Here is an 18,779-nt window from a genome sequence, read left to right on the forward strand (position 1 = left end):
ATCTTCCAATTATCATTATTAGCCAGTAAGAATAAGTGCCACTAAAATTACAATTATCAAACTTCATGTGTTTCTTTCATAAATAACAACTCCTTTGGAGTTACTTTCTTTTTTTATCAATTTCACGGGCGTATTTTTGTAATTTTCTGCGTGTTTTCATGATACTTTCCTTTTTAGGACGTGACTTCCTAAAAACATTACCTCTGTTAGTTCTCACGGTATAAAAAATTTTTCTCAGTTTAACTTGATAATTAATTATTTTCATTATATTTCTCCTTTATAAATTTATGATTTTTTTCTACAGGGTAGATTAATAGTTTCAAGCTATTAACAAAATACTTATATATAATTTCATGTTATAATAAAGTTAACAGGATATCGGGCGCTCGTGGTGTTGAATTCTGTTGCGCGGCTGAAGTTATCTAGGGTAGTTGTTCCGATACTCAATATTGTTATCACCACGGTTTTTATCCGTGGTTTCTTTATGTTTCCATTTAATTTATATCTGCCAATAGCACGGCGTTAATCTACTCTATGCAATTTAAAAAGCCTCAACGGATCAAACGTAATAGAGTAAAATAAAAGGGGCACTAGGTACCAAGTGGAATTATTCTGTATCTTGTGGTACTGCGTCATCTTTAGGTAATCCAGTTTCGGGATCTAACTGGTCATTGGAAAATGCTTTATCTGAAGTAGGAACACCGCCAACATCTCCATTTGGTATACCTGTATAACCATTTTGTTTAGCAACTTTGGCATTAGCTTCCATTTGTTCTTGATTTAGATCACCACTGTTTTGTTGTGCATTTGCTTGTTGGTTTTGAGCAGGTTGTTGTTGAGACTGTTGAGCTTGTTGGTTATTCTGATTTGAATTGTTCTGAGAATTATTTTGATCATTAGACTGTTCATTTTGTTGATTATCTTCACTTGATTGGTCTTTTTCTTTGTTGTTATCTTTCTCTTTATTGTCCTCTGATTTTTTATCTTTATTTTTCTTTGGATCATTAGATTTCTTATCAGATTTACTTTCTGATTTCTTGTCATCGCCTTTTTTAGAATGGTCCTCACCTTGACCACATGCAGTCAATAATAATGTTGCAGATAGTAATGCAGTTCCTAATATTTTGAATTTCATTTTTGTTGCTCCTTTATATATTTTTGTATTCAAACACTCTTAATGGTTCAAATGCGATTACATAATCACCGCATCGAGTAGTTAATCCATACTTTTGCTTATAGTGTTCTAAACTTTTGATGATGAAATTCTCTGATACTTCTAGGAATTCGGCAAGTTCATATAAATTATGAACGCCATGTTTAAATGCTTTAACGATGTTTTCTAATGGTATTAATATTTCACTAGCTAAACGTCTAGCTTTCAACTCATATTTTTTATTCTGTATTTTACTAGAGTCTAGAATATTCCCATAAGTAATTTGATGGTGAGCTAATTCTTCGGCTAATGCCTCAAGTTTAGAAGTTGTCGATTTATTTTCATTGATGAATATTTCTCCATTCATATAAAAACCGGATTGAAAGTGAGGTAATCGGTTTGTTTCAGTTATAGGTAAGTGATTATTCTTTATTATCAAATCTTCATACTTCCCCATATTAACACCCTTTATTTTCTTTTATTTTTAACAAATTCAATAAATTGTTTTACTTCTTCAATTTCTTCTTCAGTTAGGCCATCTTTATCGAAATGAGCAGCCATTGTGTTTTGTTTTATTTCATTTTTATCTTCAGTAATTCGTGATTTCGGTACATTAAAGTAATTAGCTAATTCCTGTATTTTACTAATTCTAGGATATTTAACTTCTTTCAACCAATTAGAGATTGTGGATTGGCTTACCCCGATTGCTTCAGAAAGTTCTATTTGCGTTACGTTGTTCTCTTTCATAAGTTGATCTAAATTCTCCGACAAAATTTTTCTCGCACTTTTATATTCCATGTTTTTTCTCCTTTTAGTATTACTTAATGTAATACTAATTTACCATAAGTGATATTACTTTACAACACTTATTATTACTATTTTTAAATAAATATCACTTTAAGTGTTGACATATTACTTTAAGTGATAGTATAGTTGTAGGTGTCAATAGGAGGTGATACGAAATGCCAGAGGATTTTAAAGAGTTTCCAGTAAAAGTGTGGCGTACTAATTCAAAAATGACACAACAAGATGTAGCTGATAAATTAGGTGTCACTAAGCAATCTGTAATAAGATGGGAAAAAGATGACGCTGAACTAAAAGGATTACAACTTTATGCTTTAGCCAAATTATTCAACACCGAAGTTGATTATATAAAGGCTAAAAAAATTTAATATTAGTATCACTTTAAGTGATAATAATTGAACGAATTACAACTTAGCAACGATTTAACCCACAATTGACAAACAACTTAAAGGAGGAAAACAAATGCATGAACAAAATAAAAAAGTCATCTATTACTACTATGACGAAGAAAATAATAGACGACCTATATTTGAATCAAATTGTTTAATTGATAGTTATGAATCGTTATACGCAAAATTCCCAAAAACAAGAAACAACCTTTATGCACTGATTCAAGGAAAAGAATTCAAATTAGCTTAAACCTAATTGTTTGTTCATTACTGATACCGCTAATTGTTGCAATACAGGTAGAGTAACGGTTTTTAATTTAGAAGCTTTTGATTTTGTTTCTTTCCATACATTTTCATCAGCAACACTATTTAAAAATTCGTGACCGGTGAATGTAAGATGACCAATCATAAAACTAGAAAGTTCAGAGCCTTTTATAGGTTCAGCATCGATTAAACCAGCATCTCTAGACTTTAACAGTGTGTATGCAACATCATCTTTAGAATATTTATTTGAATCTATATCGACATATATATCTTCAAGGTCTAGGAAATTTCTTAAGTCTTTCTTACTTTCAACAACTAATAGAACTTGTCGTATAAGTTCATATTTTAATTCCATATTATCACCTCCTAATAAGGAGTATAGCAGAAAGGAGCATGCAGTATTGAACGACCAAAACAAAAAATCTCAATGTAACAACGACCACATCAAGATTACTGGTTGGGAAATAGTTGATATTAATAGGAAACTAAATTTCTTTAATTACTTACTAATAATTTTAATAGTGCTAGAAGTGTTCCAAATATTCCTGTTATAGAAGGGAGGAAATCAAATGTTTAAACGAAAAAAGAATAAATTTGAATTAAAAATAAATATAAAAAACCGCAATGAACTAGATGAATTGCTGGAGACAATTCAAAAAGACATTGTAGCTTTAAAGAATGATTTTGATAAATTAAATCAATTTAGACTCAAATTTGATTTAGAGCAATCTCAGAAGAACACTTCGGGCAATTAGCTTTATAATTTCTGAACTTGAAAGTCGCTTTTTTATCACATACTGGACATTTCATTTTCTTATCAAAATTAGCTAATTGTTTATCCAAAGCTTTTAGAAAGTCTTGATCAAATTGTTTTTCATCAAAATCAATAGAAACGTTTGACTTTTTAGCTATAGATAACACCTCCCTTCATAAAGGGATAACAACATTATACACGAAAGGAAGTACCAATAATGATAAAAAATCATCTTAACGCAAAAGAGTTATGCCAGATTTTACCAATATCAAAATCGACTGCGTCAAAAATCATTAGAGAATTAAATGAACAACTAGAATCAGAGGGCTACATCGCAATAAGAGGAAAGATACCTATTCAGTTGGTACAAGAGAAGTTTCCTCACGTAGATTTTTCACAAGAAGTATTAAAGGAATTGGAGGTAACACGATGAACAAATCATTCTTAATCGCATTACTCACATGGTTCACATTTTCACTAGCACTCACATTTGCAGGTATCTACTTCACAACTGCATTAGGTATTGCAATGTTAATCAGTATCGCAGCATTTGTATTTTTCGAATATGAATTTTTTCAAATAAAAAAGACTGAATGCTAACGGCAATTAGCAAACAGTCAAAAAAGTAAACGTATTTTCCGAAAGAACTACGTTTATTAAATCAAAATAAACGGAGGTAGTCAACTATGAGTAGTACAGAAGAACATTTATTAAACTTACTCAAAATCGCATGGCAAAACGAATGGCGACTCAAGTCACAACTAGCTGAACGTGATGAAGAATTAGAGCGTCAAAGAAAAGAAATGCAACAAAAGATCAATTTGTATGAGGATTTAACAGAAATTTATAAAAGAATGTTCCAAATTTCAAATGGGGAGTGTGTAGATGAAAGAGACAGTGACTTATCTCATTAAACGTAATGATGTAGATGACGACTTATATATCACTAATCGTCCTAGCGGCAACTTTCCGGACATTAAATACTCAACTAACAGACGAGATGCCAAGCCATTTGATGGGTTAGATAATTCAGTAATAGACATGACAAAACATACTGCAATAAAGAAAACAGTAACTGAAACAACTGAATATGAGGAGGTCGAGTATGACATTTAACATTTCAAACGCTACTGAAATTAACACAGATAAATCGACATATTTAATTTATGCAAAACCAGGTACAGGTAAAACACATACATTGAATTTCCTTCCTGGTAAAACACTTTATATCAATGTGGACAAATCAGAACGTCCTTTAAAAGGTAATGAGAACATCGACATCTTAGAATTTAATACCCACGAAGCATGGAAAGAGTGGAGTGAATTAATGAAATGGTTGGCAGACAATAAAGAAATCATTAATCAATACGACACAATAGCTATCGACAACATTTCAGAATTGTTTAGATCAATGTTAGCAAACTTAGGGCGTAATGGTAAAAATGAACGTGTACCAGAAATGAGTCATTACCAACGTGTAGACTTCTTTACAATCGATAGTTTGCGTTTCCTACAAAGCTTAAAAAAACGTTTAGTATTTCTTGCTTGGGAAACGAACTTTGAAAACTACACGCCTGCAGGGCAACAAATTACGCAAGCTGTACCAGATATACGTAAAACTATTCGCGATAACGTAGCAGGTCTTTGCCAAGTCGTAGCAAGATTGGTGTTTAATGAGAAATCCGGTAAACGAGGTTTCATACTAGCCCCAAGCAATAACGTATTCGCAAAAAATCAATTAGACAACAGAGAACATTGCTTGCAGGAAGATTTATTTAAAGTCGGTGATGTGGATGGCAACGTTTAAACTTTACGACTATCAAGAAAAGCTAGTAGATCAAGCTAGGCACATCCTGTTAAATAAATCAGGTGTACTCATACAAAGCCCGCCAGGAAGTGGTAAGTCGATCATGATTGCTGAAGTGGTTAAAAATGCAGTTAATAAAGGAAAGCACATTCTTTTTATCGTACACCGAAAAGAATTAAGTCATCAGATAAAAAACACACTAACTAAACACGACGTTGATTTATCGCAAGTTGATATTCTTTCCGAAAAACGTGCTAAAAATATTATGCACAAACTTACACCACCTAAGCTTATTGTAACTGATGAAACACATCATAGTAGAGCGAAAACGTATAAAGACATTTATGATTATTTTCCTAACGCTTTACGGGTTGGTTTCACTGCAACTCCATGGCGTGCTAACAGTAAAGGATTTACAGATATATACGATGAAATGGTGAAAGGTCCATCAGTTGAATGGTTAATCAAAAATAAGCGTTTAGCAGACTACGATTATAAAAGTGTGGTATTGGCAGATGAAAGTAAATTAAAAAAGTCTAGCACAGGTGACTTCACTAAAAAATCAATCGACAATGCGATACCAAAAGGCATATATGGAGATATCGTAGAAAACTATCAAAAGCACGCTAACGGACAAAAGACCATACTTTACGCCCACAGTGTTGAGGCTAGTAAAGATATTGCAGAACAATTTAGAAATGCCGGTATTAACGCAGAACATGCAGACGCAAAAACAAACATCTCAGAACGAACTCAAATTATGGAAGATTTTAAAAAAGGCGTTATTAAAGTTCTATGTAATGTTGATCTCATTTCAGAGGGATTTGATGTACCTGATTGTACATGTGTCATCTTAGCTAGGCCAACTGATTCGCTTGTTTTATTCATGCAGCAAGCAATGCGTTCAATGCGTTATCAACCGAATAAGAAAGCGTTAATTATTGATCATGTAGGTAATTATGCAAGGCACGGCTTACCTGACACGCCGCATGATTGGAAGAAATATTTTAAAGGATTTAAGAAGCGTAAACGTAAAGAAAACGATGATATAGGACTAAAAACATGTAAAAAATGTTTTACAGTCTATTCTTCTGAACTGTATGAGTGCCCTAATTGTGGTCATATTAATGAAACAGAAGAAAAGAAAGGTCTGGAAAATTACGACGCAGAGCTCACAGATATCAAACCTTTCAAAGTTGATTATACATTAATGCAATACGACAAACGTAAAAAAAATAAGGAAGATTTAGAAACACTTGAAGACTACTACTTGTTTGCTAAAGCGAACAATTACAAAGAATCATGGATTAAATTTAATAATCCTTATTATAAAAACGCACCGTTTCCGGTGTTATATGCAGATTTAAAAACAATCAAACAAAAATACAATTATTAAAGGAGATTTTTACTATGACATTATTTACTACAGATTATTCAAATTTAGAAAGCAATGACTTTTCACCACTACCAGAAGGAGAATACGAAGTTGTTATCAAGAGTGCAACAGAAAGAGCAACGAAGAATGGAAAAGAAGAAACACAATTACAATTAGTTGTTAGAAACGATTTAAAGAAAACATCAGAACATCAAGCTAAATTCGCTAACAGAGTAATTTTCGTCGATGAATGGAAACGCACAATTGACGGACAATATAAATATAAAATGGATAACTTCATGCACTATTTAAATGGTGTAGGTGTTCCAGAAGGTACAGCAATTGAAAGTATCGAACAGTTACTTGAAATGTTCAGAGGTAAGCCAGTAAGAGTATTTGTGAAACAAGAAGAAAATGAATATAAAGGCGAAAAACAAATCGTCAATCGTGTTGCACCATGGAATTTTAAACGTACTAAATTCCCACAAGTGAATCATGAATGGAAATCAGATGACGATAAACCAAGTAGCAATAATGCATTTGCGGGTGGTGAAGACATCAATGATGACGACTTACCTTTCTAATATTCCAGATGAATTAAAACAACTTAAAAACTGGTGTGTGTGGAAGTTTGAAAATAGAAATGGCAAACGTACAAAAATTCCTTTTAATGCAGAAACAGGTGAGTTTGCAAAATCAAACGACAAACGTACATGGTCTAGTTATGAAACTGCAGTTAATGCAGAAGGTGTCGATGGTATAGGGTTCTTCTTTGAACCTCCATACCTTGGCATTGATATTGATGATATTGATGATGATCTCCACAGATTTAAACAAGGGGATAAGTTAGACAATATTGTTAGTGAATTTAACGAAGCATTTAAAAGTTATACAGAAGTAAGCCCAAGTGGTAATGGATTACACATTATTGTAAAAGGTAAAATCCCCGGCAGTCGTAGACGTAAAGGTAATATAGAAATGTACGATAGTGGTCGTTTCTTCACAATGACTGGTAAAACGATTGGTAAATATAAAGATGTTACAGAAGTGTCTGAACAAGTCTTTAAAACAATTTATGAAAAATATTTACCAAATAACACTGTGAAATATCCTACAACAAATAATTATCAACAGAATATCCACAATCTTTCAGAAATTGACGTTATTAACGAAATATATAAATCAAAGCAAGCTAAACTATTTGATGACTTAATGAAAGGGAACTACGAACCTTACTACACATCACATTCAGAGGCTGATATGGCATTAGCGAATATACTAGCCTTTTGGTGTGCAAGAGATTACTCACAAATGGATAGTATTTTTAGACAATCTAATCTATATCGTGATAAGTGGGATGAAAAGCGAAAGAATTCCACATATGGTGAACAAACTTTATTCAAAGCAATTAATGAAGCTAACAATATTTATACCCCCAAACAACAAACAGAAGATAACCCACTTAGATATGCATTAAGCAAACTATTCGATAATCAAGAAGAAACAAAAGATTTCCCAATTAGAAGTTACGACGACACAGGCAACGCAGACCGATTTATAGATAGATACGGCAATCTTTACAAATATAGTTACATTGCCAATAAATTTTATATTTATGATGGTATGAAATGGAAAATTGATGATAAAGGTTCAATTCGTAAATTAATTGATGAAATGATTGAAAGTATCAAAGATGAAAAAATAATTCATGGTGATGATGTTACAGAAGAAGAAGCGAGAGAGTTCTTCCAAAAATACTACAAAAAGACACGCGGTACTCAAGCGAAGAAAAATATTATGAATGAACTCATGCATCGACGACCAGCTACCCCTGATGACTTTGATAGAGATGACATGCTTATAAATGTTGCGAATGGTTATATTGATTTAACTTCAAGAGAACTTTATAAACACGATATCAATAAAATGTTTTCTCAGATAACCAATACTGATTACACAGAAAAAATGCAACCTGCAGTATGGTTAGACTTCTTAAACGATATTTTTGCAGGTGATCAAAAAGTAATTCGCTACATTCAAAAAGCATTAGGTTATTCGCTTACTGGTAGTACAAGAGAACAAATTATGTTCATTCTATTTGGTAAAGGTCGTAATGGTAAAAGTATTTTTGTTGAAGTGATTTCGGAAATACTTGGGGATTATTCCAATAACATGCAAGCTAAATCATTGATGGTTAAGAAAAACGACAATGTTAATACCGACATTGCACGTTTAAGTAAAGCGAGATTTGTGACCAGTTCTGAACCAAATGAGGGTTTTCGTTTTGATGAAGGATTAATAAAACAGTTGACTGGTGGAGATAAAGTCACTGCACGTTTCTTGTATGCTGAAGAATTTGAATATACACCGAAATTTAAAATATGGGTGTCTACAAACCATAAACCTATCATTCGTGGTACTGATGATGGTATTTGGAGACGTTTAGTATTAATCCCGTTCGATGTTCAAATACCTGAAGAAAAAGTCGATAAAGATCTTAAATATAAATTGTTAAGAGAAGCACCGGCGATTTTAAATTGGATGGCCGAAGGTGCCTACATGTGGATGCAGGAAGGTTTAGAAATGCCTGATAAATTGAAAGCAGCAAGTAAAGCTTATCGTAATGAGATGGATGTTATTGAACAGTTTATTGAAGATGAATGCAAGCGAGTAGATGACGGAAAAGTAAAAGCTCATGAGCTATATGAATTATATAAAAAATGGGCGAATGACAACGGAAACTACAAAATGAGTAACAAAGATTTTGGCAAAAAGATGAAAGAGAAATTTGAATATAAACGAATTACGAGCGGGATGTTTTATTTTGGTTTAGAAATACCGATGAAATATCCAGGGTTAGAAAGTTTATAAAACTATGTAGGGTATGCAGGTGGAAATGTAGGGTAAAAATTACACTTTAAAGCTTACAAACCTTTTTATATCAGTGTTTTTATTATCTTTATGTATATTATGTAGGGTAAGAGTTGTAAAAGTCATATACAAAAATAAAAAGAAGTATATAAATATAGATAACTTTTTTAAGAGCCACCCTACATAATTTCATTCAAACATAGAGCGCGTAAGGTTTGAGCGCTATTTTCACCCTACATATTAGCCTACATTTAACAACATTGTGGAGGATTTATGACTGAACAACAAATACAAAACGAAATAATCTTAGCAATCAACAAACGTGGCCACAGGTTATGGCGTGCAAATGCAGGCAAAGTCGTAACCAAAGACAATCGCGTTATTAAATTATTACCTAAAGGTTTTCCCGATACATTTGGCTATCGTAAATCAGACGGTAAGTTTATCGCAATTGAAGTGAAAACCGAAAAAGGTAAATTAAGACCTGAACAAATTAAGTTTAAAGAATTTATAGAAACACAGAATGTTTTGTACGGAGTAGCAAGAAGTGTGGAAGATGCAATCAAAATAGTAGAGGGTGATTAATTGGAACACAGAGAAGAAACCATCGAAGTTGAAGCAAAGTTAAAAGTACGCGTGAAGTACCCTGTGTGGATTAATAACAGAATCACTACAGAAGAAGAACGCGAACGACTTTTAGATTTAATCGCAAAGAACCCAGAAAAAGAATTGATGCATGAAGATTTAGAACTGATTGAATTAGTAGAGGTGGAGTAAATGGTTAGAACGGTTGGAAGATATAGAGATGAATTCGGCGATATATACGTCCCGTTATCAATCAATTCGACAAAGGTTGATGTACCTATAGAGATTTATGAAACAGCCATCAATAATGGTTTAAGTGATTATGACATTAGACGACGTATTATTGAGAACGGTTATAAACCAACATATTTCATAGCTAGACCTATAAATGCTGATAAAGGTGCTATGAAGTTAGAAATTGAAGAAAAAGAACGTGAACAACGTATCGCTACAAGAGAAGAACAAGAATTACGTAGAAAGAAACCACATTTGTTCAATGTTAAGCAGAAACACACACGTAGTAAGTATTTGCAAGGTTTAATGGATAATAACGCAATAGCTAAATTAAAAACCGACTCATACGGCAGAGTGCAAAGGGGATAAGCGAATGGAATTACATGAATTAAATACAGGCGATGATATTTGGTTCAAATATCCAAACGCAACCAACTCATTTCCTGCAGTGGTGGAAGAACTCCATTACAACTTTAAAGGTGAACCATATCTAAAAGTACGAGTAGGTAGTGAGTTAGTAGTGATTGATGACAAATACGACATAGTAAAGGTGTAGATAACAATGACAATAATCAGTAATCAGAAAGTGGATATGATCAATAAACCGCCACATTACACATATGGCGACATTGAAATTATAGATTTCATAGAACAAGTTACAGCACATTACCCACCAGAATTAGCATTCGCTATTGGGTCGGCAATTAAATATATCGCTAGAGCGAATCATAAGAATGGTAAGGAAGATATCGACAAAGCGAGATGGTACTTGCAACGCGTATTTGATAAGTGGGAGTGAGATAAATGGTTAAATCAATATTTTTACAAGACGGAGAAGAAATATTCATAGATGATGAAGATTATGAGAGAGTAAATCAACATATTTGGCATAAATCTTTTAATGGTAATCACAGAATGATTATGAATAACGATAGCAAACATTTAGCCAATTTTATTCTTAAAAAAAGCTTTCAAATGATAAAAAACAATGATTTTACTAGAAAAAATTTAACAACTAATGGAAATGCAAGTAGATGGCAAAAAGCTAGATTTAACAATTCTTCTAAATATAAAGGTGTTTCATGGGATAAAGAAAGCAATAAATGGTATGCCAAAATAAGAATTGGAGAAAAAGTTAGGAGCTTAGGACGTTACAACGATGAAAATAAGGCTGCAATGGCTTATAACAATGCGGTTAATGAATATTGGGACGGTCAAGGATACTTAAATATAATTGGAAAAGATAACAGAAACAAAGAAAGAAACTATAAAACCTATAAAAATCAATTGAACAAAAGGACTAACAAGAAAAAATTAAGAGGTATTAAAAAAATTAACAATAAATATTATGTACGCCTTAATTATTCTAAAAGTGAATATTCGTTAGGCAATTACGACGATTTGAATAGAGCTAGATTAGTCTACAACAAATGTGTATCTTACCTTTATGGAGAAGACGCAATTCTAAATGATGTACCTATAACAGATGAGCTCAAAGAATTCATATCTAACTGGGAGATGCCAGACAAAATAAAAGCATTGAAAGAGGGTGGTGAGAATGACTAAAAAAGCATTCCTAAACCAATTTTTCGGCACGAAACGTTACTTGTACCAAGATGATGTGAAAGTAGCTCACATGCATATCGTGAATGGTGTGTATTATCTGCACGGTCATTTCAAGACACAGTGGACGAACTTTAAAACTACATTCAATAGTGAGAGAGAGTTTAACGAGTACATTAAGCAGCACGGATTAAGTTTGGAAGATGAAAGACAATTAAGTTTATTTTAGGAGGACAACGATAATGACTAATCAATTAGATCAATTAGTAAAAGCAGTAGAACAATGGAGTATCGATAAAGGGTTGCATAATGGCAATAGCTTTACGCAATTTGCTAAATCGAGCGAGGAAATGGGGGAAATCGCAGCGGCATTATGTAGAGACAACACAGACGCTCTCAGAGACGGTATAGGAGATGTTGTTGTTACTTTAGTGATATTGGCCCAACAAAATAATATGACGTTACAGGAGTGTTTAGAACAAGCTTATGGAGAGATTAAAAACAGAACAGGAGTCATGTCAAAAGACGGGAGTTTCATCAAATCAGAAGACATCGAAGGATAAAGATATTCTAACTAAAATTCGGGAGGTGCTGGGGAAGTGAATCATATAATAACAATAATTCTAATTGGAATTGCATTCGGATTTTATACCGTGGTTTTTGATAGTTATATGAAAACTAAAAAATCAAATATGGAAATCATATATAAACTAATAATTATTGTATTGCTCATTTCCACTTTTGAGTTTGCAGAAGGTCATCATATGACATCTTTATTAATTGCATTTTTGTCATTAACTTTTATAGAGAAAATAAAAGAAGTGAGTAAGGAGTGAGTGGGAATGGAAATTAAAAAAGCTATAAAGAAACCAGTAGAAATTGAATATATTCAATACACAGGAGATAACGAGAAAGAACTTATTGAGTGGTCTAAAGGTAGAGTTAATCTATCTTACGATGACGAATTTAATACAGTATTTGGTGTAGCTACGCTGGAAGGGTTTTTAGAAGTATACAAAGATGATTATGTTGTTGAAGGTGTACATGGAGAATTTTATCCAGTTAAGCCAGATATATTTGAAAAGACATACGAGGTCATATATTAATGCAATACCTAATCACAACATTCACAGATAGCACAGGCTTACCTCACAATCATGTGACTAAAGCTAGAGAGAATCAGTCGTTTACGGTGGTTGAGGCTGAGAGTAAAGAAGAGGCGAAGAAGATATATGAGGAGGTGGAAGAATAATGAAAAAAGCTAAAATTATCACTAAAACGAACAACGTATATACAGCGGTTTATGAGTGTGACGTTGAAAAACTCATTGATACTTTATTAGAGGATAACGACAACATAGTAACTGTTGGTGATATTTCTGGAAACAAAGTTTATATCAAGACTGATAGTATTGAATCTTTTACATTGTCGGAGGTCAAATAATGATTAAACACATTTCAAAACTATTATTCACGCTAGCAATGTATGAGTTAGGTAAGCACGTGACAGAGCAACTATTAATTAAATATACATCTAACGATGATATAGAAGCGCCACAGGATTTTACGCAAGATGATCATATCCATTTAAACGCGGAGGTATCTGACTAATGAACGAATTAATTAATCAAGTATATGTAATTGAAACTAAAGATGGTGACTTCTATGAAGAAGAAGTACAAGTAAACGGTGGCATGGGAATAAAAAATCCAATATTAAAGGTTACACAATATCCGAATGAGGCTAAAAGATTTTCAAGTATTAAAGAAGCTAATGATATTGCATATGCATATGGATTTAATGTTTTAGCGCTTAACACATATTTAGAGGATGTGACTTAACATGTGGATAATCATATCAATACTATTAGGCATTGTTTGTCTCATCTCTCTAGGTGTACAACACGAACAACAGAAAGAATTAGAAGAATATAAATATGCTAATGCTTACATGAAAGATTACATTGTTAGATATATAGATGAGAAACGTAAGTAATGGAGGTAGTAGATGTATACACGTGACGAAGTAAGAAACATGATAGACAATTATAAGTGGATGCGTAATATTATTGAAGCACAGGTATATGATGCAGACAGTACATCTACTGCACAATATGGTATAGAAGCAGTAATGCCTAAAGCTAAAGGTGGAACAGGTGATAAAGTATTAGTTAAAGTGTTAGATAGGAATAGAGAGTATCGACGTAATGTTAAGCTACTTAATAAACTACAGTTCATAGATAAGTATGAGGAGTATGTAACTAATGAGATGAACTATCACATACTTCAATTAATTAAGATAGGCATCAAGCACAAGACTATCATGGAGCTTATGGAGATAAAGAGTAAGTCTACATTCTATGGATGTGTGAATGAAATAGTTAATGTATACATGGATGCACAACAAGGTCACTATGATTAATCGAACCAATCGAACACATCGAACCATTCGAACCATGTGTGCATTAGTCATATCAATAACATTATACTAGAGTCATACGATACGAATACATGAGGCACATCACATAGTGGTGTGTCTTTCTTTGTTATATAAGAGGTTTAACTATGGAAGATTACAATGAATACAAAGAACGTAAACGATTCTACAATAGTAAATCTTGGGAAGATGTTAGACAACAGGTTCTAAAGCGTGATAATTATGAATGCACTTGGTGTCGTGAAGAAGGTAAGGTCACAACAACTGGATTAGAAATAGATCACATTCAAGAGTTACAAGATAGACCAGATTTAAAACTTGAACCAGATAATCTTAGAACACTTTGTAAAGCTTGTCATAATAAAAGACACACTCGATTTCAATATGGTGGAAATCAATTCAAACCAAAAGAAATAAAGTGGAGAGATGAACGTTGGTAAAATCATACGCCCCCGGTACAATCATTTCCCAATTATTTCCCGATAGGGAGAACGGCGTGAGGGCTCGATTTCGCAAGTTTTCATAATTCTTTCATATGTAACCCTAACCCCGCCCAATAAAGTAGAAAGGAGTGAAGTCAATGCAATTAACTGCAAAACAACGCAAAGAGCGTGAAAAGTTAGTCGACAAAGAAGAAAAAAGGCTACATGATATATTCCGGGACATACCACAAGAAAAACAAAACGTCGTTGAAGGCTTAATCATTCAAGCAGCACGTATGCGAGTGATGTTGAACTATATGTGGGAAGATATTCAAGAGAATGGCGAATACGACATGTTCCAACAATCTCAAAATGTACCTGCCTATGAGCGTGAACGACCAATTGCTCGTTTGTACAATACACGTGACCAATCTTATCAACGTGTGATGAAACAATTAACCGATTTATTACCTAAAGACGCCAAACCTGTAGAAACCGACGAACCAGTAGATGATTATGTATGATTCGTAACAAATATGTAGATGAATACATTCAACAATGGCGTGACGGTAAAATCATTTTAAATCAAGAACGTATTGATCTGATTAACTACTTAGAAAATCATGTTTTAGTGAAAGATAATATTTACTTTGATGATGAAAGGATAGATAAGTGTATCAGATTCATCAATAAATGGTACTTTCCAGTACAACCCTTTCAGAAATTCATCATTGCTTTTTTGTTCTTGATGGATGAAGAGTTAGATACCCCATACTTCACAGAATTTGCTTTGTTCATGGGGCGTGGTGCCGGTAAAAATGGTTTCATAAGCGCAATTAGTGATTTCTTCACTACACCAATACATGGTATTAAGAAATACGACATTTCAATTGTTGCAAACAGTGAGGACCAAGCGAAAACATCATTTAATGAAATATATGATACTTTGCTTGAACATAAACGAAATAAAGTAGCAGAAAGACCTAAAGCACCTTATGAAGTAAGTAAAACTGAAATTAAAAATAGATCTACGCAATCGATAATCAAATATAATACTTCAAATACGAAAACTAAAGATGGTGGACGTGAAGGTTGTGTTATTTTCGATGAGATAGCTATATATGAAACGGCTGACATGGTTAACGTAAAGCGTGGTGGATTAGGTAAAGTACCTCATGATAGAACATTCTATATTTCAACTGATGGTTTTGTGCGTGAAGGCTTTATGGACGGTATGAAAGATAGAATTTTAGAAGTCTTAGCAGGTAATAATTCAGAAGATAGAATATTCCCGTTTTATTGTAAACTTGACGACCCTAAAGAAGTTGATGATGAAACAATGTGGGAGAAAGCTAATCCTATGTTGCATCCACCATTAACCGGTTATGCAAAAAACTTAAAACGTAAAATTAAAGAAGAATTTAATGTATTACACATCAATAGATCAAACAAACCTGAATTTATGACCAAACGTATGAATTTACCTGAAGTCGATGAAGAGAAAGTAGTGGCGCCTTGGGAAGAAATCAAAGCAACGAATAAGCCGTTACCTAATCTCGAAAATAAAGCCTGCATTGGCGGTCTTGACTACGCGTTAGTACGAGACTTTGCCAGTGTGGGCTTATTGTTTAGAGATAATGACGAGTATTACTGGTTAACACATTCATTTATCAGACGTGAATTTTTAGAAACAACACATCTTGAGCCTCCAATTGAGCAATGGGCAGATGATGGTTTATTAACAATCGTTGATGATGACGTCATTGATATTTCATACATTGTTAATTGGTTTTTACAACAACAAAGTAAATACAATTTAACGAAAGTAATATCAGATAATTTCAGAACCGATATTGTTAGACGACCATTTGAAGAGGCAGGTATACCATTAGAAGTGATCAAGAACCCAACTGCTATACATGGTTTGCTTGCACCTAGAATTGACACCATGTTTGCTAAGAAACAAATTACCTTTGGGGACAATCCATTGATGAGATGGTTCACCAACAATGTGGCAGTCAAAATGCAGCCAGATGGTAGTAAGAAATACATCAAAAAAGATGAAGTTAGACGTAAAACTGATGGTTTCCATGCCATGTTACACGCGCTTTATCGTGCAGATGAGATATTAGAGTATGATCAACCATTTATCATGGCAGATATTAGCTTTTAGGAGGTGAGATTTTGAGTATATTCGACAGAATTATGGGAAGGAACGAAGCAATCGAGTTTAGTTACGATTTTGAATTGTTACATGAGACATCACACAAAGCTTACATAAAAAAGTGGGCATTAGATACGTGTATAAATCATATAGCTAGAACAATTAGTCAAACTAAATTTGAAATTATCGATAGTGAAAGTAAAGATACATCTTCGACAACGCACTATAAATTGAATGTTAGGCCAAATACTGATGAAAGTGCTGCAACATTTTGGCAAAAGGTAATACGAAAGTTGATTTATGACAATGAAGTATTAATTGTTGTGACTGATTCAAAAGATTTAGTTATTGCGGATGACTTTGTAAGAGAGGAATACGCACTCTATGATGATATATTTGACCACATCATTGTAGGAGAGTTCGAGTTTGAACGTTCATTCCGAATGGGCGAAGTGATATATCTCGAATATAACAACGAAGCAATTACAAATATGTTATATGGCTTGTTTAATGATTATGGAGATATCTTTGGTCGCATGATTAAATCTAATTTAATGACCAATCAGATAAGAGCTACCTTAGGTATGGAGGCTAATACACCATTAACCAACGCAAGTTATGATGATATGCAGAGATTTATCAATAATGCATATAAAGCGTTTGAAAGTAATGATATAGCTATTGTTCCTATTCAAAAAGGTTATAAATATGAAGAACATTCAAGCAATAATAGTACAAAAATATCATCACAAATCGATGATATGGCTAAAGTACCAAATCAGTTATTAAATTATGTAGCTAGAAACCTTGGAATTCCAGTTGGATTGATTAATGGGGATACGGCAGACATAGAAGCTATGACTGATAACTATATGAAATTCTGTATTAAACCTATCATTGAAAAAATTACAGATGAATTGAATGCTAAGTTGTTCAGTGAACGTGGTTATAAAGAAGGTAAACGAATCAAAGCGATAAGCATTGACCAAAAAGGACCACTTGAAGTGAGTGAAGCAGTAGACAAACTCATTGCAAGTGGTTCTTTCAATAGAGATGAGATCAGAGTGCTTACAGGCTTTGAACCTATCGGAAGTGAAGAAATGCAGAAATTTATTATCACTAAAAATTATCAAACCGTGGATGAGGAAACTCCAGGTAATGAAGGAGGTGATATAAATGGCGAATAATGAAATAGATATCTACGGCTTTATAGATAGTCAAACAATCGAAGGTATGACGATTAGCCCCCAGACTGTAAGAGAGCAATTAAAAGCAATGGGTGATGTTGATGAAGTCGTTGTAAACATAAATAGCAACGGTGGAGATGTTTTCAGTGGCGTAACGATATACAACATGCTTAGACGTTTTGATGCTCATATTACTGTCAATGTTGACGGACTTGCTGCAAGTATTGCTTCTGTGATTGCAATGGCAGGTGACACGATTAATATGCCAGGAAATGCAATGCTTATGGTCCATAACGCATGGACTGTTAATGAAGGTGATGCTAGAAGTTTTAAAAAGCGAGCCGAAGATTTAGAACGTATTAATAGTGTTGTGTTTAACAGTTATGTCGATAAGAACCCTGACATTGACCATGCGCTTCTTCAAGATTATATGGATGAAGAAACATGGCTAACAGCTAAAGAAGCTAAAAAGTTAGGACTTATTGACAATATTACTGAGAACTCAAGAGTTGCAGCCGCAACCACATCAACAATCTTGGGAGGTGAGACATTCATGGCAAGATACCGTAACGAAGAACCTAATCAACAACCAAAAGAAACAAATGATATCACTGTTGAAGATGTAATGGACAAATTAGAAGAAATTTTAGCAGAAGTTAAAAAAGTTAATAACAAAGGTTCAGAAGAAACTGAAAAACAAACGGAAAGTAAACCTGCAGAAAACAGTTTTGCACGTTTATTCAATATGAATATTAAATAATAAAGGAGAATT

At 33.3% G+C, this 18,779-nt stretch carries 35 protein-coding genes and 1 pseudogene; 31 read left to right on the plus strand and 5 right to left on the minus strand.

What is annotated here, in order from left to right:
- Positions 1 to 100 precede the first annotated feature (100 nt).
- The 4 genes from AC2D8K_RS06115 to AC2D8K_RS06130 all read right to left on the minus strand — a co-directional run bounded on the left by AC2D8K_RS06115 (position 101) and on the right by AC2D8K_RS06130 (position 1,951).
- A complete protein-coding gene (locus AC2D8K_RS06115) occupies positions 101 to 265 on the minus strand; it encodes a hypothetical protein (RefSeq protein ID WP_193390820.1) in 165 nt (54 codons plus the stop codon).
- 342 nt (positions 266 to 607) lie between these two features.
- The gene (locus tag AC2D8K_RS06120; protein WP_484698225.1) at positions 608 to 1,135 is read right to left on the minus strand and encodes a hypothetical protein; all 528 of its coding nucleotides are present in this window, start codon (positions 1,133 to 1,135) and stop codon (positions 608 to 610) included.
- A gap of 13 nt (positions 1,136 to 1,148) precedes the next feature.
- The gene (locus AC2D8K_RS06125; protein ID WP_135019219.1) at positions 1,149 to 1,610 is read right to left on the minus strand and encodes an ImmA/IrrE family metallo-endopeptidase; all 462 of its coding nucleotides are present in this window, start codon (positions 1,608 to 1,610) and stop codon (positions 1,149 to 1,151) included.
- Positions 1,611 to 1,621: 11 nt separating this feature from the next.
- Complete coding sequence (locus AC2D8K_RS06130) at positions 1,622 to 1,951, minus strand: helix-turn-helix domain-containing protein (protein ID WP_124227912.1); 330 nt, start codon at positions 1,949 to 1,951, stop codon at positions 1,622 to 1,624.
- 164 nt (positions 1,952 to 2,115) lie between these two features.
- Between AC2D8K_RS06130 and AC2D8K_RS06135 the strand changes: the two genes are divergently transcribed.
- Both AC2D8K_RS06135 and AC2D8K_RS06140 read left to right on the plus strand, forming a co-directional pair.
- The gene (locus AC2D8K_RS06135) at positions 2,116 to 2,325 is read left to right on the plus strand and encodes a helix-turn-helix transcriptional regulator (RefSeq protein WP_119527341.1); all 210 of its coding nucleotides are present in this window, start codon (positions 2,116 to 2,118) and stop codon (positions 2,323 to 2,325) included.
- 94 nt (positions 2,326 to 2,419) lie between these two features.
- Positions 2,420 to 2,596, plus strand: coding sequence for a hypothetical protein (locus AC2D8K_RS06140; protein ID WP_023374903.1), 177 nt, complete (start codon positions 2,420 to 2,422; stop codon positions 2,594 to 2,596).
- Here AC2D8K_RS06140 and AC2D8K_RS06145 read toward each other — a convergent pair.
- Positions 2,588 to 2,965, minus strand: coding sequence for a DUF2513 domain-containing protein (locus AC2D8K_RS06145; RefSeq protein ID WP_023374904.1), 378 nt, complete (start codon positions 2,963 to 2,965; stop codon positions 2,588 to 2,590). The genes AC2D8K_RS06140 and AC2D8K_RS06145 overlap by 9 nt on opposite strands.
- 214 nt (positions 2,966 to 3,179) lie before the next feature.
- On the opposite strand from AC2D8K_RS06145, the gene AC2D8K_RS06150 reads away from it, so the two are divergent.
- The 29 genes and pseudogenes from AC2D8K_RS06150 to AC2D8K_RS06290 all read left to right on the plus strand — a co-directional run bounded on the left by AC2D8K_RS06150 (position 3,180) and on the right by AC2D8K_RS06290 (position 18,767).
- Positions 3,180 to 3,365, plus strand: coding sequence for a hypothetical protein (locus AC2D8K_RS06150; RefSeq protein WP_484698228.1), 186 nt, complete (start codon positions 3,180 to 3,182; stop codon positions 3,363 to 3,365).
- A 216-nt stretch (positions 3,366 to 3,581) separates the two neighbouring features.
- The gene (locus AC2D8K_RS06155; RefSeq protein WP_037552631.1) at positions 3,582 to 3,797 is read left to right on the plus strand and encodes a helix-turn-helix domain-containing protein; all 216 of its coding nucleotides are present in this window, start codon (positions 3,582 to 3,584) and stop codon (positions 3,795 to 3,797) included.
- Positions 3,794 to 3,964: a DUF1270 family protein gene (locus AC2D8K_RS06160; protein WP_107566320.1), complete on the plus strand. Its 171-nt coding sequence runs from the start codon at positions 3,794 to 3,796 to the stop codon at positions 3,962 to 3,964. Before AC2D8K_RS06155 ends, AC2D8K_RS06160 begins: the two co-directional genes overlap by 4 nt.
- Before the next feature lie 86 nt (positions 3,965 to 4,050).
- Positions 4,051 to 4,278, plus strand: a complete 228-nt coding sequence (locus AC2D8K_RS06165) for a hypothetical protein (RefSeq protein WP_484698230.1) — start codon at positions 4,051 to 4,053, stop codon at positions 4,276 to 4,278.
- Positions 4,250 to 4,480, plus strand: coding sequence for a DUF2483 family protein (locus AC2D8K_RS06170; protein ID WP_454340439.1), 231 nt, complete (start codon positions 4,250 to 4,252; stop codon positions 4,478 to 4,480). The genes AC2D8K_RS06165 and AC2D8K_RS06170 overlap by 29 nt, the downstream gene beginning before the upstream one ends.
- The gene (locus tag AC2D8K_RS06175) at positions 4,470 to 5,171 is read left to right on the plus strand and encodes an AAA family ATPase (RefSeq protein ID WP_484698233.1); all 702 of its coding nucleotides are present in this window, start codon (positions 4,470 to 4,472) and stop codon (positions 5,169 to 5,171) included. The genes AC2D8K_RS06170 and AC2D8K_RS06175 overlap by 11 nt, the downstream gene beginning before the upstream one ends.
- Positions 5,158 to 6,567: a DEAD/DEAH box helicase gene (locus tag AC2D8K_RS06180; RefSeq protein WP_484698235.1), complete on the plus strand. Its 1,410-nt coding sequence runs from the start codon at positions 5,158 to 5,160 to the stop codon at positions 6,565 to 6,567. Before AC2D8K_RS06175 ends, AC2D8K_RS06180 begins: the two co-directional genes overlap by 14 nt.
- Positions 6,568 to 6,581: 14 nt before the next feature.
- Positions 6,582 to 7,130: a DUF669 domain-containing protein gene (locus tag AC2D8K_RS06185; protein WP_002452315.1), complete on the plus strand. Its 549-nt coding sequence runs from the start codon at positions 6,582 to 6,584 to the stop codon at positions 7,128 to 7,130.
- Positions 7,108 to 9,417: a phage/plasmid primase, P4 family gene (locus tag AC2D8K_RS06190; protein ID WP_484698237.1), complete on the plus strand. Its 2,310-nt coding sequence runs from the start codon at positions 7,108 to 7,110 to the stop codon at positions 9,415 to 9,417. The genes AC2D8K_RS06185 and AC2D8K_RS06190 overlap by 23 nt, the downstream gene beginning before the upstream one ends.
- 273 nt (positions 9,418 to 9,690) lie before the next feature.
- Positions 9,691 to 10,002 carry a VRR-NUC domain-containing protein gene (locus AC2D8K_RS06195; RefSeq protein WP_482895337.1) on the plus strand — a complete coding sequence of 104 codons (312 nt, stop codon included), beginning with the start codon at positions 9,691 to 9,693 and terminating at the stop codon, positions 10,000 to 10,002.
- Complete coding sequence (locus AC2D8K_RS06200; RefSeq protein ID WP_002452318.1) at positions 10,003 to 10,194, plus strand: hypothetical protein; 192 nt, start codon at positions 10,003 to 10,005, stop codon at positions 10,192 to 10,194.
- Positions 10,195 to 10,605, plus strand: coding sequence for an SA1788 family PVL leukocidin-associated protein (locus tag AC2D8K_RS06205; RefSeq protein WP_484698239.1), 411 nt, complete (start codon positions 10,195 to 10,197; stop codon positions 10,603 to 10,605).
- Between the two features lie 4 nt (positions 10,606 to 10,609).
- On the plus strand, positions 10,610 to 10,792 hold the full coding sequence (locus AC2D8K_RS06210) for a hypothetical protein (protein WP_023373526.1): 183 nt from the start codon (positions 10,610 to 10,612) through the stop codon (positions 10,790 to 10,792).
- Positions 10,793 to 10,825: 33 nt separating this feature from the next.
- Positions 10,826 to 11,035: pseudogene (locus AC2D8K_RS06215) on the plus strand (DUF3310 domain-containing protein); the annotation flags it as partial.
- 5 nt (positions 11,036 to 11,040) lie between these two features.
- A complete protein-coding gene (locus AC2D8K_RS06220; protein ID WP_484698240.1) occupies positions 11,041 to 11,802 on the plus strand; it encodes an AP2/ERF family transcription factor in 762 nt (253 codons plus the stop codon).
- Positions 11,786 to 12,028 (plus strand): SAV1978 family virulence-associated passenger protein, encoded by a 243-nt coding sequence (locus AC2D8K_RS06225; RefSeq protein ID WP_484698241.1) that lies wholly within the window; start codon positions 11,786 to 11,788, stop codon positions 12,026 to 12,028. The genes AC2D8K_RS06220 and AC2D8K_RS06225 overlap by 17 nt, the downstream gene beginning before the upstream one ends.
- Positions 12,029 to 12,041: 13 nt before the next feature.
- A complete protein-coding gene (locus AC2D8K_RS06230) occupies positions 12,042 to 12,362 on the plus strand; it encodes a MazG-like family protein (RefSeq protein ID WP_484698243.1) in 321 nt (106 codons plus the stop codon).
- Positions 12,363 to 12,641: 279 nt separating this feature from the next.
- Positions 12,642 to 12,905, plus strand: a complete 264-nt coding sequence (locus AC2D8K_RS06235; RefSeq protein ID WP_484698245.1) for a hypothetical protein — start codon at positions 12,642 to 12,644, stop codon at positions 12,903 to 12,905.
- Positions 12,905 to 13,051, plus strand: coding sequence for a DUF1381 domain-containing protein (locus tag AC2D8K_RS06240; RefSeq protein ID WP_484698247.1), 147 nt, complete (start codon positions 12,905 to 12,907; stop codon positions 13,049 to 13,051). The genes AC2D8K_RS06235 and AC2D8K_RS06240 overlap by 1 nt, the downstream gene beginning before the upstream one ends.
- Positions 13,051 to 13,242, plus strand: a complete 192-nt coding sequence (locus tag AC2D8K_RS06245; protein ID WP_484698249.1) for a hypothetical protein — start codon at positions 13,051 to 13,053, stop codon at positions 13,240 to 13,242. Before AC2D8K_RS06240 ends, AC2D8K_RS06245 begins: the two co-directional genes overlap by 1 nt.
- On the plus strand, positions 13,242 to 13,409 hold the full coding sequence (gene rinB, locus AC2D8K_RS06250) for a transcriptional activator RinB (protein WP_484698250.1): 168 nt from the start codon (positions 13,242 to 13,244) through the stop codon (positions 13,407 to 13,409). Before AC2D8K_RS06245 ends, rinB begins: the two co-directional genes overlap by 1 nt.
- On the plus strand, positions 13,409 to 13,639 hold the full coding sequence (locus AC2D8K_RS06255; RefSeq protein ID WP_394217404.1) for a hypothetical protein: 231 nt from the start codon (positions 13,409 to 13,411) through the stop codon (positions 13,637 to 13,639). The genes rinB and AC2D8K_RS06255 overlap by 1 nt, the downstream gene beginning before the upstream one ends.
- A 1-nt stretch (position 13,640) precedes the next feature.
- Complete coding sequence (locus AC2D8K_RS06260) at positions 13,641 to 13,793, plus strand: DUF1514 family protein (protein WP_484698252.1); 153 nt, start codon at positions 13,641 to 13,643, stop codon at positions 13,791 to 13,793.
- A 12-nt stretch (positions 13,794 to 13,805) separates the two neighbouring features.
- Complete coding sequence (locus AC2D8K_RS06265; RefSeq protein ID WP_002452328.1) at positions 13,806 to 14,219, plus strand: hypothetical protein; 414 nt, start codon at positions 13,806 to 13,808, stop codon at positions 14,217 to 14,219.
- A 143-nt stretch (positions 14,220 to 14,362) separates the two neighbouring features.
- The gene (locus AC2D8K_RS06270) at positions 14,363 to 14,674 is read left to right on the plus strand and encodes an HNH endonuclease (protein WP_002452329.1); all 312 of its coding nucleotides are present in this window, start codon (positions 14,363 to 14,365) and stop codon (positions 14,672 to 14,674) included.
- 140 nt (positions 14,675 to 14,814) lie between these two features.
- On the plus strand, positions 14,815 to 15,180 hold the full coding sequence (locus AC2D8K_RS06275) for a hypothetical protein (RefSeq protein ID WP_049423804.1): 366 nt from the start codon (positions 14,815 to 14,817) through the stop codon (positions 15,178 to 15,180).
- On the plus strand, positions 15,177 to 16,829 hold the full coding sequence (locus tag AC2D8K_RS06280; protein ID WP_243590371.1) for a terminase TerL endonuclease subunit: 1,653 nt from the start codon (positions 15,177 to 15,179) through the stop codon (positions 16,827 to 16,829). Before AC2D8K_RS06275 ends, AC2D8K_RS06280 begins: the two co-directional genes overlap by 4 nt.
- A gap of 11 nt (positions 16,830 to 16,840) precedes the next feature.
- Positions 16,841 to 18,007 (plus strand): phage portal protein, encoded by a 1,167-nt coding sequence (locus tag AC2D8K_RS06285; protein ID WP_243590370.1) that lies wholly within the window; start codon positions 16,841 to 16,843, stop codon positions 18,005 to 18,007.
- On the plus strand, positions 17,997 to 18,767 hold the full coding sequence (locus AC2D8K_RS06290; RefSeq protein ID WP_484698255.1) for a head maturation protease, ClpP-related: 771 nt from the start codon (positions 17,997 to 17,999) through the stop codon (positions 18,765 to 18,767). The genes AC2D8K_RS06285 and AC2D8K_RS06290 overlap by 11 nt, the downstream gene beginning before the upstream one ends.
- Positions 18,768 to 18,779 lie beyond the last annotated feature (12 nt).

This window comes from Staphylococcus sp. 510 (genome assembly GCF_057219715.1).